14 protein-coding genes are annotated in these 14,868 nt (G+C 40.8%); 11 read left to right on the top strand and 3 right to left on the bottom strand.

Annotated elements, in window-relative coordinates; translation table 11 throughout:
- Positions 1–117 precede the first annotated feature (117 nt).
- Both HWV03_RS19160 and HWV03_RS19165 read left to right on the top strand, forming a co-directional pair.
- Positions 118–465, top strand: a complete 348-nt coding sequence (locus HWV03_RS19160) for a VanZ family protein (protein WP_211673036.1) — start codon at positions 118–120, stop codon at positions 463–465.
- Positions 458–1,357, top strand: a complete 900-nt coding sequence (locus tag HWV03_RS19165) for a ketopantoate reductase family protein (protein ID WP_211677435.1) — start codon at positions 458–460, stop codon at positions 1,355–1,357. Before HWV03_RS19160 ends, HWV03_RS19165 begins: the two co-directional genes overlap by 8 nt.
- A 117-nt stretch (positions 1,358–1,474) precedes the next feature.
- Here HWV03_RS19165 and thiI read toward each other — a convergent pair whose 3' ends face one another.
- Together thiI and HWV03_RS19175 are read right to left on the bottom strand one after the other, a co-directional pair.
- Entirely contained in the window at positions 1,475–2,929 is a 1,455-nt protein-coding gene (gene thiI / locus HWV03_RS19170; RefSeq protein WP_211677436.1) for a tRNA uracil 4-sulfurtransferase ThiI, read from the bottom strand.
- A 173-nt stretch (positions 2,930–3,102) separates the two neighbouring features.
- A complete protein-coding gene (locus HWV03_RS19175; protein ID WP_211677437.1) occupies positions 3,103–4,332 on the bottom strand; it encodes a DNA ligase in 1,230 nt (409 codons plus the stop codon).
- Positions 4,333–4,607: 275 nt separating this feature from the next.
- Between HWV03_RS19175 and HWV03_RS19180 the strand changes: the two genes are divergently transcribed.
- Positions 4,608–4,841 carry a thymidylate kinase gene (locus HWV03_RS19180; protein ID WP_211673040.1) on the top strand — a complete coding sequence of 78 codons (234 nt, stop codon included), beginning with the start codon at positions 4,608–4,610 and terminating at the stop codon, positions 4,839–4,841.
- Between the two features lie 101 nt (positions 4,842–4,942).
- On the opposite strand, the gene HWV03_RS19185 is transcribed toward HWV03_RS19180, so the two are convergent.
- Positions 4,943–5,449, bottom strand: coding sequence for a zinc ribbon-containing protein (locus HWV03_RS19185; protein WP_255546926.1), 507 nt, complete (start codon positions 5,447–5,449; stop codon positions 4,943–4,945).
- Between the two features lie 331 nt (positions 5,450–5,780).
- Here HWV03_RS19185 and leuS point away from each other — a divergent pair, with 331 nt between their 5' ends.
- From leuS to rodA, 8 genes are all read left to right on the top strand, one after another.
- On the top strand, positions 5,781–8,372 hold the full coding sequence (gene leuS / locus HWV03_RS19190) for a leucine--tRNA ligase (protein WP_211677438.1): 2,592 nt from the start codon (positions 5,781–5,783) through the stop codon (positions 8,370–8,372).
- A gap of 194 nt (positions 8,373–8,566) precedes the next feature.
- A complete protein-coding gene (locus tag HWV03_RS19195) occupies positions 8,567–9,277 on the top strand; it encodes an LPS-assembly lipoprotein LptE (RefSeq protein WP_211677439.1) in 711 nt (236 codons plus the stop codon).
- Entirely contained in the window at positions 9,277–10,314 is a 1,038-nt protein-coding gene (gene holA, locus HWV03_RS19200; RefSeq protein ID WP_211677440.1) for a DNA polymerase III subunit delta, read from the top strand. Before HWV03_RS19195 ends, holA begins: the two co-directional genes overlap by 1 nt.
- Before the next feature lie 32 nt (positions 10,315–10,346).
- Positions 10,347–10,997 carry a nicotinate-nucleotide adenylyltransferase gene (gene nadD / locus HWV03_RS19205; protein WP_211677441.1) on the top strand — a complete coding sequence of 217 codons (651 nt, stop codon included), beginning with the start codon at positions 10,347–10,349 and terminating at the stop codon, positions 10,995–10,997.
- 101 nt (positions 10,998–11,098) lie between these two features.
- Positions 11,099–11,428 (top strand): ribosome silencing factor, encoded by a 330-nt coding sequence (gene rsfS, locus HWV03_RS19210; RefSeq protein ID WP_211673045.1) that lies wholly within the window; start codon positions 11,099–11,101, stop codon positions 11,426–11,428.
- Between the two features lie 4 nt (positions 11,429–11,432).
- On the top strand, positions 11,433–11,903 hold the full coding sequence (gene rlmH, locus HWV03_RS19215) for a 23S rRNA (pseudouridine(1915)-N(3))-methyltransferase RlmH (RefSeq protein WP_045109030.1): 471 nt from the start codon (positions 11,433–11,435) through the stop codon (positions 11,901–11,903).
- A gap of 5 nt (positions 11,904–11,908) precedes the next feature.
- Entirely contained in the window at positions 11,909–13,765 is a 1,857-nt protein-coding gene (gene mrdA / locus HWV03_RS19220) for a penicillin-binding protein 2 (protein ID WP_211677442.1), read from the top strand.
- Positions 13,765–14,865 carry a rod shape-determining protein RodA gene (gene rodA / locus HWV03_RS19225; protein ID WP_211677443.1) on the top strand — a complete coding sequence of 367 codons (1,101 nt, stop codon included), beginning with the start codon at positions 13,765–13,767 and terminating at the stop codon, positions 14,863–14,865. The genes mrdA and rodA overlap by 1 nt, the downstream gene beginning before the upstream one ends.
- The last annotated feature ends 3 nt before the right edge of the window (positions 14,866–14,868 follow it).

The following is a 14,868-nucleotide window of genomic DNA, read 5'->3' on the forward strand; positions in this document are numbered from 1 at the left end:
ATCTAATAGATGGTAGTTGTAATTCAACCATTAACTACAGAAGTAAGTCACTAGCTTGCATTAAGTAACGATTAACTGACTATAATTGCTATTATGCCCTTTTTTATTGAGATAAGTATGTCATTAGAGAAATATAAACTCTGGTTTCGATTACTATTGGTTATTGTTATATTCATAATCTGTCTACTTGCTTTTGGCAAACCTTCAACTGATATAACACAATTAGGTTACGACAAATTAAATCATTTAGTTGCCTTTGCGACATTAGCATTACTTTTTGATTATAGTTTCCCAGATAGAACGATAACCTTGTTTATGGTATTACTTGGGTTCGGTATTTTCATTGAGTTTATTCAAGGTATGATACCCGGCCGCACAACAAGCCCTTGGGATATCGTCGCCGATTTAATCGGTATCACCGGTTACTTAATCATTCAACCATTACGAGCAAAAATACATGGCTAATTGGAACATTCTCGGTGCGGGTGCTATCGGGCACTTCTTTGCAGAAAAATTATTAAAATCAGGCCAACACGCCGCGTTTATATTACGTCCCGAGAGTGAGGCTCAAATCCGCACATTTAACGTTGAAGATTTAAATGGCGAACATTCGAGTAACACCGTAATGGCACAGCCTAGCCTCACACCTAAATGTGACTTTTTACTGGTTACACTAAAAGCCCAACATGTGCTTCCTGCATTAACTTTGCTTCAATCACAAATCGATAAGCATTGCTGTATCGTACTGTTACACAATGGCATGGGTACGGCGGAACAAGCCGAAAAGCTATTTCCTCGAAACGCAATCATGATTGGAACAACCTCCAACGGTGTATTGAAACTGTCAGATGATCATATTCGCCATACAGGTGCAGGTGTCACTTGGTTAGGCGCATTTAATAATCAAGCTAAGCGTTATAAAGATATCGCCAGTCAGTTATTTGCACTTGAAGAGTTAGCATGGTGTGAAGATATACGTGAGAAATTATGGCTTAAATTAGTGATTAACTGTGCAATAAACCCGTTAACAGCACTCCATCAATGCAAGAATGGTGAATTGGTGAGCCCAGCGTTATATCCGCATGTAGTACAGGTGGTGCAAGAATTAGCACTAGTGTGTGAAAAAGCCCGCTTACCTTGGTCTTATACAGAGCTACAAGCACAAGTCGATAATGTCATTGAACGTACGGCTGAAAACTTTTCTTCGATGCATCAAGATCATCACTTTAACCGTCAATCCGAAATTGATTACATTACCGGGTATGTTTTAAAAGTAGCGAATGCCTACAGTATCGAAGCTCCAGCGAATAAAGCCTTATATGATCAAATCAAGCTGCACGAAACTGAACTAGCTTAGTTACATCATTCAAAAATCACATCAGGATCAAAAAAGCCAGCAACTGATTGCTGGCTTTTATTCATTAGCTTGATAAGGACACAACCTTAAGAGCGTAATTATTAAGACTAGTAAAAGTTAAGGACGGTAAACTTTAACGTTCGAATAACCTTTTTCAATCAGGTATAACGCTTGCAGTTTGCTCATCACACCACGATCACAGTACAGTAAGTAAGTCTTATCTTGATCTAATTCGCCAAACTGGTTACCTAATTTGAAGAACGGCATGTGCTCGATAGCTAAACCGTCAACTTCAAGAGGTGAATCTTCCACTTCGTCAATACTACGAATATCTAAGATCACTTCGTTTGATGTAATTTCAGATACAGCTTCAACATCACTAACTTGCTCTTGTGCTTCTTCTGCAATTTGACGGATATCCATCACGTTTGCATCCATAACAACTTGGTCAATCAAGCTCATGTCGAATTTAGCTTCTTCTGCTTCGATCTTCTCTTTCACTGCTTTTACTGTTGGTTTATTCGAGATAACACCACAGTATTCAGGAATTGTTTCAGAGAATTCAGCAGTACCAATATGACGAGCAGTATCAATAATATCTTGCTTATCAGCAACAATTAACGGACGTAAGATTAATGTATCCGTTACTGAATCGATTAACGATAAGTTACGAATAGTTTGGCTTGATACTTGACCAACTGCTTCACCAGTAACCAAAGCTTCAATACCTAAACGCTCAGCAATTTTAGACGCTGCACGCATCATCATACGCTTAAGTATCACGCCCATTTGTGAGTTATCTACTTTTTCTAAAATCTCAGCAACAACAGGATCAAACGGTACGCTGACAAATTTAACTTTGTGTGATGAACTGTATTTGTTCCACAAGAAGTATGAAATTTGTTTCACACCAATCTCATGTGCATCACCGCCTAAATTAAAGAAACAGAAATGCGTTCGGCTACCACGTTTAATCGTTAAGTAACTTGATACCGCAGAGTCAAAACCACCTGACATTAATGACAGCACATCTTCTTGTCCTGCCATAGGGAAACCACCTAAGCCTTCATGGCGAGCAGTAACCAAGTATAATTTATCATTTTCAACTTCAATTTTAATCGTTTCTTGTGGTTTTCTTAATTGAACACCAGCCGCTTCTGTATGCTGATTTAAGCCACCACCAACATAACGCTCTAAGTCAATCGACGTAAAGTCATGCTTACCGTTACGTTTAGCACGTACACAAAACGTTTTTCCAACTAAAATATCTTTATAAACAGGTAATGCTTGCTGGAAAATATCATCCAGATCGGTGAAAGCAGACTCTTGAACTTCAAGTGAATGGGCAATCCCTGGGGTGTTTTTTAATACTTCACGATAAAAGTCGCGGTTTTTCTCACTGTCATCTGTCGTACGGACAACAATTTTATCCCATTCAAGGATCACGCGTGCATGTTCATCTTCACGGCGTAGAATATTACGTAAACTTGATTGCAGCATTTTACTAAAACGCTTGCGTACAGATTTACTCTTCATCATTACTTCTGGAAATATTTTTACAATAAATTTCATGGTTTTGCCTACATCATAGTTCAAACAAACAGGTGGCCCAGCATTTCATCGAGCCGGGTGTTTCGCTGATATATTCGATCATTTCAATCAAAATAAAAACGGGCCCATCTTAAAGTGAGCCCGTTGCAGTTACTGGGCAGCAGTATACTCAAACTGCCTAAATATGCAAGATGCTAGCGACTGCTCACGAGCCTTGTTAATTGCGGTGTTGCATTACCCACTAATTCAATTTCCACTTGGCTGCCAACTTCAATTTTGGCTTTCTGTAACCAAGGTCGTGAACGCCCAGAAACCTTCGTTATCTGTCGACCTGATAATGCCAGAGGTTGTAAATGAACAATAGGCGTAACACGACCACTTTTACCAATTTGATACGTTATATCAATAACATGACTTAATCCTTTCGGCCCACTAAATTTTAATGCAAGCGCCCAACGCGGAGCATGCTGGGTTTGACCATATTCACGTTGCAGTGCATTCTCAGCTAATTTAATGACTACACCATCAAGTAATAACGTTTCCATGCTTTGGTAATGCGCAAGCCAATAATCAATGTCTTGAGTACTATCAATGACATGGCTCATCTTCGACATATCAGTAAATCCAAGCATAGCCAGCTTCGCTAACCCCATAAATTCATCGTTATAAGGTGAATCAATCCAACGCCAAGGTATAAAGCGCAAACTCATGACATCTACTTGTGTGGGTGACAATTGACTGGCAATACCCGCGGTCATGTGTCGAGAGGAGACATACTTACGTCGCTCCTGCCAATCTTGTTGACTAACATATAATTCGCCATGAATAATCAGTGTATGCGGATATGCAATAATGCTATCAACGGCATCACTGCGTAACATCAACGCCAGCAAGTCTTTACCTTGTCTACCATCCCCTCTGCTCGATGCTGCAACTAAGATGCCTTTTTCATAAACTAACTCAACAGCCATACCATCAATTTTCGGTTGAATGAGTAACAACTTATCTTGGTGACTTTGATAAAACGCGTCCATCAAGGCACGATCACGTACCGAATTTAAGCTCAGCATTTTTTGTCGGTGCGGATACTCTAAATACTTCTGTTTATTGTCATTTGTACCTACCTTGCCTAATACAGGTGATAGGCAGTGAGATAGGAGCGCTAACTCATCAACTAATAAATCAAACTCTCCATCATGCAGTAATGGTTCTTGGCCAGCGTAATAAATCTGGCGGTGTTTAATAATCTGTGTTTCTAAATAGCTAATGCGATGTTGATTAAGCACACTTGGGCAACGAGAATACGCCTCTGCATCCTCTATGGGCAACTTAATTTCAAGATCAGGAATGACATCAGCGGCGAACAACTGCTGATAGCTTGATACGAATAACGAAATGAGTAATGACGAAGTTCGAGTAAACATCCGATTTCCAAACAATAATATGGTATAACTCAGTATGATAAACAGAATGGAAGTTAACGAATTAATTTGCTCCGTATGAGTAGAAGCATCGAAAGACCGTAATTCATCGATACAATTAATCGTTCTAGATCACAAGTTTACAATTCAATTAATACGTATTCTAACCAGCCATTCAAACTGTACCATCATTTTTTAAAGTCGAATTTCTTGAAGTTGTTTGACCATCAACTACACTAAATCTATAATCCGATTGTTCCGCCACGAGAGGTATTACCATGCAGCTTTCCGATATCAAAAGCATGTATCACAGACATGAATTAGTTGAGGCTATCGTCGAACCGTCTTTGGTAGCAAACGGGTGGATTGTAGAATTTAAATCTCAAAATGGAGATATTATTCCTTTAACCGATTTTAGCGGCCATGAAAAGTGTTATCGAAATTTAGATATCGCGACAGCAACAGCGCAGCAAGTCGGGTTTCCGTCTGTGAGAATAGATGAACCATTTTAACTATCCTCTCTGTTTAATTCTAAGCAAAAAAATGGTCAGTGCATCATCGAACTGACCATTAGGTGTATATCATTATTTATATATAAATATGTTTATATACATTATGGATCAAAGCTTTCACGCATAAACTCGTCACCATCACAGCCAGCACAAGAAAGTACAATGGCAGGATGAAATAATTCTTTTTGATAACCACAGCGCACACACGTGAGTAAACCAAAGCCAACTTCGTCACCGGTCCTATAACGACCTTGGTGTTGTAAATCATCTCCGACCTCAGTCCATTCGACCTGTGTTTTATCCGTAATCGCTGCCAATGCCCCCCACGTAATTTTATCCCATGCTTGATACCAAGCTGACAACTTAAAACTGCTAACACTCGTCTGATAATCTTTATTAAATTCACCAATATCATGGCGAATATAAGCAGATGCTTCTGTTAGTTCTTTTTTGGTTAAATCACCCGCAGCACCTAAATAAGCTTCTGCTTTAAGTACAAATCGTTGCGTAAAATCATTACCCATAAACAGCTTCCTCCCTTTAAAGCCCAGAGGATGTACAGATAAGTTGCGCACTGAATTTTGATACTGAGTATTGAGCTTAGCCATATAAACCTCCGAATTAATGTAATAACAGTTAACCTGCATTTATTAATAAAACGTCATCTATATTCATCAGTAAAAATTATTTATTGTCAGCAATAACGGGCTCCTTAGAAGAAGGAATATAGTTACTGCTATAACTTAAGTATATGCCAAAATACGCCCCCAACAAGCGGACGGCATCACATAGTTACCTTGTAAAAGTCTTCAATAAGCATTATCAGTATGTAAAACTTATCGCAATCTGCAAATGAAACTTGTTGCCCTTAGTCTGCTAAGGTATTCTATGGCAAAATTTTGTTTATAAATCCTACCAAGAACAGACTGGATATTACCCATGCAAGAACAATATACTCCAAGCAGTATCGAACCTCAGGTTCAAAAACACTGGCAAGAAAATAAAACATTCGAAGTACAAAACGACGAAACTAAAGAGAAATTCTACTGCTTGTCTATGTTCCCATACCCAAGTGGTCGACTGCACATGGGCCACGTACGTAACTACACAATTGGTGACGTGATAGCACGCTTCCAACGTATGCAAGGAAAAAACGTATTACAACCTATCGGTTGGGATGCATTTGGTCTGCCTGCTGAAAATGCTGCAATCAAAAACAACACGGCACCAGCGCCTTGGACGTATGAAAACATTGATTACATGAAAGGTCAGCTAACGTCTCTAGGCTTTGGTTATGACTGGAAGCGTGAAATCGCAACATGTACACCTGAATACTACCGTTGGGAACAAGAGTTCTTCACTAAACTTTTCAACAAAGGTTTAGTTTATAAGAAGACGTCATCAGTTAACTGGTGCCCGAACGATGAAACTGTACTGGCTAATGAACAAGTAAATGACGGTTGTTGCTGGCGTTGTGATACCCCTGTAGAACAAAAAGAAATTCCACAGTGGTTCATTAAAATCACTGAGTACGCAGACGAACTGCTTACATCAATTGATGATCTTGACGGCTGGCCTGAGCAAGTTAAAACAATGCAACGTAACTGGATCGGTCGCAGTGAAGGTATTGAATTAGACTTTATCGTTGATGGTCAAAGTGACGAGCTAAGCAAACTATCTGTATACACGACACGTCCAGACACAGTAATGGGCGTAACGTATGTGGGCATCGCAGCAGGTCACCCACTGGCTGAACAAGCTGCACAAAAAAATCCAGAATTAGCTGCATTCAACCTTGAATGTAAAAACATGAAAGTGGCTGAAGCTGATCTAGAAAAAATGGAAAAGAAAGGCATGGCTACAGGCTTATATGCTATTCATCCATTAAATGGTCGTAAAGTACCTGTATACGTAGCAAACTTCGTATTGATGGGTTACGGCACTGGCGCAGTAATGGCGGTTCCAGCTCACGATCAACGTGACTATGAATTCGCAACTAAATACAGCATCGATATCGTACCTGTAATAAAACCAGCAGACGGTAGCGAACTAGACGTATCAGAAGTAGCATTCACTGAAAAAGGTGTGTTATTTAATTCAGGTGAATTTGACGGTTTAGAATTTGGCGCAGCAGTAGATGCAATTGCGGCTAAATTAGAAGCAAACGGCCAAGGCACCAAGAAAGTTAACTTCCGTCTACGCGATTGGGGTGTTTCTCGTCAACGTTATTGGGGCGCGCCAATCCCAATGTTAACACTTGAAGATGGTACTGTGGTTCCAACACCAGCAGACCAACTACCAGTGATCCTACCTGAAGATGTACAAATGGACGGCATTCAGAGTCCAATTAAAGCAGACAAAGAGTGGGCTAAAACAACATACAACGGTCAACCGGCACTACGTGAAACTGACACATTTGATACCTTCATGGAATCATCTTGGTACTACGCACGTTACTGTAGCGCAACATCAGAAACTGAAATGCTAAACCGTGACGATGCAAATCACTGGTTACCAGTGGATCAGTATGTTGGTGGTATTGAACACGCATGTATGCATTTATTATATGCCCGTTTCTTCCACAAACTGTTACGTGATGAGCAAATGGTTGATAGCAACGAACCGTTCAAACGTCTACTTTGTCAAGGTATGGTACTTGCAGATGCATACTACTACACCAACGCAAGCGGCGGCCGTGTTTGGGTTTCTCCATTAGATGTAACAGTTGAGCGTGACGAAAAAGGTCAACCTACTAAATACATCGACAATGAAGGCAATGAACTTGTTTATACTGGCATGACAAAAATGTCTAAGTCTAAAAACAACGGTATTGACCCACAAACAATGATCGAGCGTTTTGGTGCTGATACAGTACGTCTATTCATGATGTTTGCAGCTCCTGCAGACCAAACGCTAGAATGGCAAGACTCTGCAGTAGAAGGCGCACACCGTTTCCTACGTCGTGTCTGGACACTTGCTTATAACCACATCAGCAAAGGTGAAGTTGCCGCTCTCGATGTTGCTGCACTTAACAGCAAGCAAAAAGAACTGCGTCGTGAAGTCCATAAAACAATTGCGAAAGTATCTGATGATATCGATCGTCGTCAGACCTTCAACACAGCAATCGCATCTGTGATGGAACTAATGAACAAGCTAACTAAAGCACCTCAAGAAGCAGAGCAAGATCGCGCACTACTTCAAGAAGCATTAGTTGCAGTTGTTCGTCTACTTGCACCAATCACTCCGCATATCTGTTTTGAGCTGTGGGGCAAATTAGGTCAAGAAGGTAATATCGACGAAGCACTATGGCCTCTCGCGGATAAAGCGGCAATGGTTGAGTCTGAAAAACTAATCATTGTTCAAGTGAACGGTAAACTGCGTGCTAAATTAACAGTACCTGCAGACGCCACGCGTGAAACGGTTGAAGCACTTGCGAACGCTGACGAAAACGTGACTAAATTTACCGATGGTAAAACAGTACGTAAAGTGATTTTCGTACCAGGTAAACTACTCAACATAGTTGCTAACTAAGATTATTTATTGTCACGTTCTACAGCGTTAATAGCTGATTAATTAACGCTGTATTTACTCGATTAATAGACAACTTAGACACAAAAAATAGGCCCTGCATTCTGCTTTTATTTTTATAGTAGAGTCTAGGGCTTTTTTGTTTTTAGATTACGTGTAAAATTACCTACAATTCACTTATATATTTTGTAGGCATTATGATCGCATCGGCACTGAAACCAGGTTTTATTCGACTAATTTGCATCTTCCTCTTTACTGCTATTCTTGGCGGCTGTGGCTTTCATTTAAAAAATGGCAGCGGCATTCCAAATGAATTACGTAATTTAACATTAGTATCGAGTAAGTATTCCGATTTAACACGCCTCATCAAACAAGATTTACGCTACAACCAAATTAATCTTGTTGTTCCGACTGTAGCATCAACAACGAGCAATAAGACTCTAACAACAGAAAGCGATAATTTTTCTGATATAACGGATGAAGATTCAACCAAAACTAAAACGACAGCAATGGATCCTGCACTATTAAATTCACAGACACCAATACTAAGAATTATGTCCGAGAGCACAGAACGACGTACTGTTTCGCTCTATTCAGATGCAAGTGCAGCTGAATATGAATTGAGCTATGTGATCAAGATGGAAGTACGTTTACCGAATCAAGAACCACAATACTTTACTGTTGCCCTACAACGCGATCTGTTAAATAATCCACAAAGAGCACTCGCTAGCTCACGTGAATCAGAACTATTAGAGCGGGAAATGCGTGAAGCAGCGGCACAACAAATTGTTCGAACCTTAAGTCAAGTTATAATCAAACCACAAACCATTGGTGATAACGATGATGAAACCGAGCTAAGTGAAGTAGAACTAAATACAGAATTAAATACAGAGCTTGAAGCTAACTAATGCGCGTCTATCCAGAACAACTCGATCAGTACCTAAAAACTGAACTAAAACCCTGTTATTTAATATTCGGTGAAGAACCATTATTAAAAATGGAAGCTATTGAGCAGATTAAAGCAGCCGCTAAAAAAGTAGGCTTTGATGAACACCATAAGTTTCATGCTGAACCGACAATGGATTGGCCTGCGGCTTTTAATACTTGCCAATCGATGTCACTGTTCTCTAGTCGTCAAACTGTCGAGCTCATCTTTGATAAACGCCCCACGAAAGAAGACATTAGCCAGCTTAATGATTTGTTTAAGCAGCTAAACCCCGATCTTATTTTAATTCTCAGTGGTCCCTACCTCACCAAAGCACAGCAAAGTGCGAAATGGTTTACGCAGTACTTTAAAAATGCACTCTACATTCCTGTTGGCCATCCCGAAGGTCGTTTTTTTGCCAACTGGATGCGCTACCGTCTTAAACGTGCAAACTTAGAAGCACCAGCGGATGTAATCACCCTTCTGTGTCGTAGCTTTGAAGGTAACTTACTCGCAGCAAAACAAGAAATTGATAAGTTATCCCTGCTCTATCCAGGTCAAACATTGAGCTTGGCACAATTGCAGCAGTCAATTACCCAGCATTCACACTTTAGTAGTTTCCAGCTTGTTGACGCCCTGCTTGCCGGTAAAGTAAATCGTGGTCAGCGGATCCTCCAGCAATTACAAGCAGAAGGTGTCGACCCGATTGTCATTAACTGGGCGCTAAACAAAGAAATAAATCAACTTTATCATTACAGTTTGATGCAGCAGCAAGGCTTGTCTGTGATTGACGAAATGAAAAAACAGCGCTTATGGGCTGGCCGACAGCAGATTATAAATGCCTGCTTAAGCCGCTTATCATTAAGTAAAATAGAGCAAATGTTAGTACTCTGTTCAAGTGTTGATAGTGCGATAAAAACAAGTACCAGCGTTGAACCTTGGCTATCTTTACAGATGTTGAGTATTAGCTTTGCCGACTCAACCTTGTTACCCAATTTTAATCATTCCGAAATTAAATGATTTGTGTCTTTATTAATAACTAACGGCTGTTTATGACTGACTTTACACCTACTCGCGCCATCGGTATTTTAGGCGGTACATTTGATCCGATCCATTATGGTCATCTTCGTCCTTGCTTAGACTTATTACAGCAACTTAATTTAGCTGAAGTCAGATTAATGCCAAATCATATCCCGCCACACCGTGCCACGCCGGGGTCCTGTGCAGACCACCGACTAGCGATGGCGACATTAGCGGTAGAAGACTGTGAAGAGTTAAGCGTTGATACGCGCGAGTTAAATCGTACAACGCCTTCTTATACCATTGATACGTTAATCGAGCTAGCAGCTGAAAATCCAACAACACCCGTGTGCTTTTTAATTGGTCTTGATTCACTTAATAGTTTACATACCTGGTATCGTTGGCAAGAATTGCTCGATTATTGTCATCTCGTAGTCAGTTATCGTCCTAACTACGCATTACAATTAGCGCCAGAAGTACAAAAATTATTTGAACAAGTGCAAACAACGGATGTCGAAGTCCTAAAGCAGCAAAAACAGGGCCGAATTTTACTCTGGCCAAGCACCCAGTTAGAAATATCGGCGACACGGATCCGTCAGTTGATTAAACACCAGCAAACCCCGCAATATCTACTGCCTGATAATGTGCTGTCTTATATATATAAAAATAACTTGTATAAATAAACTACAAGAGATACTGGCTCATAAACAAGCTAGGTATATATTTAGGTATTATTCACTGTTATAATTCGCGGTTAACTCGATAAAGTTCCTCTGGAGGACCCTTGCAAACTTCTGAACTGCAAGCATTTGTACTAGATAAAATTGAAGATATGAAAGCCCGAGACATCCAAGTTGTTGATGTTAAGGGTAAATCACCAGTAACAGATTTAATGATCGTATGTACTGGCACATCAAAAACTCACGTTAAGTCGATTTCTAATCACCTTTACCTTGAAGCTAAACGTAACGAAGTATTCGTTATGGGTATTGAAGGTACAGAAGATAGTGAATGGGTTTTAGTTGATATGGGTGACGTAGTAGTCCACATCATGCAACAACAAACACGTGATCTTTACCAACTAGAACAACTTTGGCAGTCTGTAGGGGCATAGTCAAATGAAAATTCAGCTAGTTGCAGTTGGCACTAAGATGCCAGCATGGGTAGAAACCGGGTATAAAGAATATGCACGTCGCTTCCCTAAAGATATGCCTTTTGAATTACTTGAGATCAATGCGGGTAAGCGTGGCAAAAACGCTGACATCAAACGGATCTTAGAACTCGAAGGTGTAAAAACGATGCAAGCGATCCCGAAAGGTAATCGTATCGTGACTCTGGAAGTTACCGGCAAACCTTGGACTACAGAACAACTAGCCGTTGAACTAGATAAGTGGAAGCATGACGGTCGTGACGTTAGCCTATTAATTGGCGGCCCAGAAGGACTTGCACCAGAATGCATCGCGGCATCAGAACAACGCTGGTCGTTGTCACCGCTAACCTTACCACATCCGATGGTACGTGTAGTGGTAGCCGAAGCGTTATATCGCGCTTGGAGTGTTACAACAAACCATCCTTATCATAGAGAGTAATATTGGTGGCAAGGAAGCGTATAACCTTACGAGACCATTCTGCGGAAACAGCATTATTTAGCCGTCGCATCATGGTCTCATTTATTTTTGTTCTCTGCGTACTTGGCTTGTTATTAAGCAACCTTTATTACTTACAAGTCGATTCATATCAAGCTTACAAAACCCGTTCTAACGAAAACCGAGTCAAGTTAGTGCCTATCGCACCCAATCGTGGGCTTATCTATGATCGCAATGGTATACTTTTAGCGGAAAATAAACCCGTTTTCAGCTTAGATATAGTACCGGAAAAAATTACCGATATTGACGCCACAATAGCCAAGTTAACAAGCTTATTAAGCCTAACTGAAGATAACATTGACGATTTTCATACTCGATTAAAACGCCAACGTCGCTTTAAGCAGGTCTCAATATTAACCAATTTATCCGAGTCTCAAGTTGCCCTATTTTCGGTTCAGCAGCACAATTATCCCGGCATTTCCGTCAATGCACGATTAAAACGTTATTATCCATTTGGTGACGCTCTCACGCATGCGCTCGGTTATGTCGCTCGTATTAACAACAATGACCTTAACCGATTAGAGAAAAATGACCTACGTGCAACCTACGCGGCAACCCATGATATCGGTAAGCAAGGTATCGAACGTTATTACGAAAAAACGTTACACGGTAAACCTGGCTTTAAAGAAGTTGAAGTCAATAATCGTGGCAAGATTATCCGCACACTCAAAATTACACATCCTGTACCAGGAAACGATTTATACCTGAATATAGATATACGCTTACAGCTCAAAGCACAGAAGGAATTAGCCGGTCGCCGTGGTGCGATAATTTTACTCGCTCCCAAAACAGGTGAAGTATTAGCAATGGTCTCTAGCCCAAGTTATGATCCTAACTTATTTGTACACGGTATTAGCAGTAAAGATTATAATCGCCTATTACAGTCAAAAGATCACCCCTTGATCAACCGGGTAACACAAGGGCGCTATCCGCCCGCATCAACAGTAAAGCCACAGTTGGCTATCTTGGCCTTAGAAGACGGTGCAATCACACCAAATACCCTTATCAATGATCCTGGTTGGTTCCAAATCCCAAATACTAAACGGCGCTTCCGAGACTGGAATCGTTGGGGGCGTGGTAAGATTAATGTTTACACTGCCATCGCACGATCGTCAGATACCTTCTTTTATAATCTCGCTTATAACGTCGGCATTGATAAAATTAACAATTTTATGACCGAGTTTGGCTTTGGTCAATATTCCGGTATTGATGTTAAAGAAGAAACCAATGCTATCTTACCTTCGCGAGAATGGAAACGCGCACGTTACAATCAACCTTGGTATCAAGGTGACACGATTTCCGTTGGTATTGGTCAAGGTTACTGGTCTGCTACACCAATCCAACTTGCGAAAGCGACAGGTATTGTTGCAAGCCGAGGGCTACGCCCTGTGCCACAGCTTGTTCGGGATATAAAATATATCAATGGTGATCAATTTGAACCTGTCGTTGAATTACCACCGCTGAAACTAAAAGACACCGAAAACTGGCAAGTAGCCAAAGACGGTATGCTCGGTGTTGTAACCAGAAAAGGTACTGCACACCGTGCATTTGCTAACACAACCTATACCGCCGCTGGTAAATCAGGTACTGCACAGCTATACCAGCTCGGTGAAGAAAAATACGATGCCAGTAAGATCCGCGAACGATTACGTGATAATGCCATGTTTGTGGCTTATGCACCGTTTGAAGAACCAGAGATTTCAGCGACTATCATTCTAGAAAATGCCGGTGGTGGTAGCTCACAAGCGGCCCCATCAGCACGCCGTTTATTTGATGTCTACTTTAAAAATACAAAGGAAAATTAATGCCAGATCGTCGTCATAATCAAAGTATTTGGTATAAATTACATATCGATTTCCCCTTATTATTTGGCCTGTTAAGCCTGATGGGGGTTAGCCTTGTCGTACTTTATAGCGCAGGTGGCGCGGACATCGCGCTGATGAAAAGACAAGTCATTCGCATGTTTCTTGCGTTAGGGGTAATGCTTGCCCTAGCACAAATACCACCTTCAACTTATCGGCGCTGGGCATTTCCCATCTTTCTCATTGGCACCATTTTATTAATCGCGGTATTACTATTTGGCCATGTTGGCAAAGGCGCTCAGCGCTGGATTGACCTTGGCTTTACCAAGTTCCAGCCGTCTGAAATAATGAAAGTAGTGATGCCATTAGCCGTTGCTCGTTACATGAGTAACCAACCTATCCCACCCAGTTTTAGAACCGTAATATCGGCGTTAATCATGGTCTTAATACCAACATTATTAATCGCAAAACAGCCCGATCTTGGTACCTCATTACTTGTCGCGATTTCAGGAATATTCGTTATTTTCTTAGCGGGTATGTCATGGCGATTAGTGATGATTGCTGTTGGACTGGTTTCAGGCTTTGCACCTATTCTGTGGTTTTTCTTAATGCGCCCTTACCAAAAACAACGAGTATTAACCTTCCTCAATCCAGAAAGCGATCCATTGGGTTCTGGTTACCATATTATTCAATCAAAAATTGCTATTGGTTCAGGTGGTTTTTGGGGTAAAGGCTGGTTATCTGGCACTCAGTCGCAGCTGGACTTTTTACCAGAACGGCACACCGACTTTATTTTTGCGGTATTTAGTGAAGAATTTGGTTTATTTGGCGTGATTCTATTACTGTCACTTTATTTATTCGTGATCTGCCGCGGGTTAGTGATTGCTATGCAGGGACAACGCGTATTTGAACGCCTTATAGCCGGTAGTATTACCATGACATTTTTCATTTACTTGTTCGTAAATATCGGTATGGTTAGCGGATTGTTACCCGTAGTTGGCGTACCACTACCTTTAATTAGCTATGGCGGCACTTCGATGGTGACATTGATGGCTGGTTTTGGCATTCTAATGTCAGTAAGAACACACCGTCGCTTAAGTTGAGGA

This window comes from Moritella sp. 36 (assembly GCF_018219415.1).
Lineage (GTDB): Bacteria > Pseudomonadota > Gammaproteobacteria > Enterobacterales > Moritellaceae > Moritella.

What these genes read in the sequence shown, in the direction of transcription:
- HWV03_RS19160 (WP_211673036.1), top strand. Translation starts at nt 118, where the DNA reads ATGTCATTAGAGAAATATAAACTCTGGTTTCGATTACTATTGGTTATT.
- HWV03_RS19165 (WP_211677435.1), top strand. Translation starts at nt 458, where the DNA reads ATGGCTAATTGGAACATTCTCGGTGCGGGTGCTATCGGGCACTTCTTT.
- thiI (WP_211677436.1), bottom strand. Translation starts at nt 2,929, where the DNA reads ATGAAATTTATTGTAAAAATATTTCCAGAAGTAATGATGAAGAGTAAA.
- HWV03_RS19175 (WP_211677437.1), bottom strand. Translation starts at nt 4,332, where the DNA reads ATGTTTACTCGAACTTCGTCATTACTCATTTCGTTATTCGTATCAAGC.
- HWV03_RS19180 (WP_211673040.1), top strand. Translation starts at nt 4,608, where the DNA reads ATGCAGCTTTCCGATATCAAAAGCATGTATCACAGACATGAATTAGTT.
- HWV03_RS19185 (WP_255546926.1), bottom strand. Translation starts at nt 5,449, where the DNA reads ATGGCTAAGCTCAATACTCAGTATCAAAATTCAGTGCGCAACTTATCT.
- leuS (WP_211677438.1), top strand. Translation starts at nt 5,781, where the DNA reads ATGCAAGAACAATATACTCCAAGCAGTATCGAACCTCAGGTTCAAAAA.
- HWV03_RS19195 (WP_211677439.1), top strand. Translation starts at nt 8,567, where the DNA reads ATGATCGCATCGGCACTGAAACCAGGTTTTATTCGACTAATTTGCATC.
- holA (WP_211677440.1), top strand. Translation starts at nt 9,277, where the DNA reads ATGCGCGTCTATCCAGAACAACTCGATCAGTACCTAAAAACTGAACTA.
- nadD (WP_211677441.1), top strand. Translation starts at nt 10,347, where the DNA reads ATGACTGACTTTACACCTACTCGCGCCATCGGTATTTTAGGCGGTACA.
- rlmH (WP_045109030.1), top strand. Translation starts at nt 11,433, where the DNA reads ATGAAAATTCAGCTAGTTGCAGTTGGCACTAAGATGCCAGCATGGGTA.
- rodA (WP_211677443.1), top strand. Translation starts at nt 13,765, where the DNA reads ATGCCAGATCGTCGTCATAATCAAAGTATTTGGTATAAATTACATATC.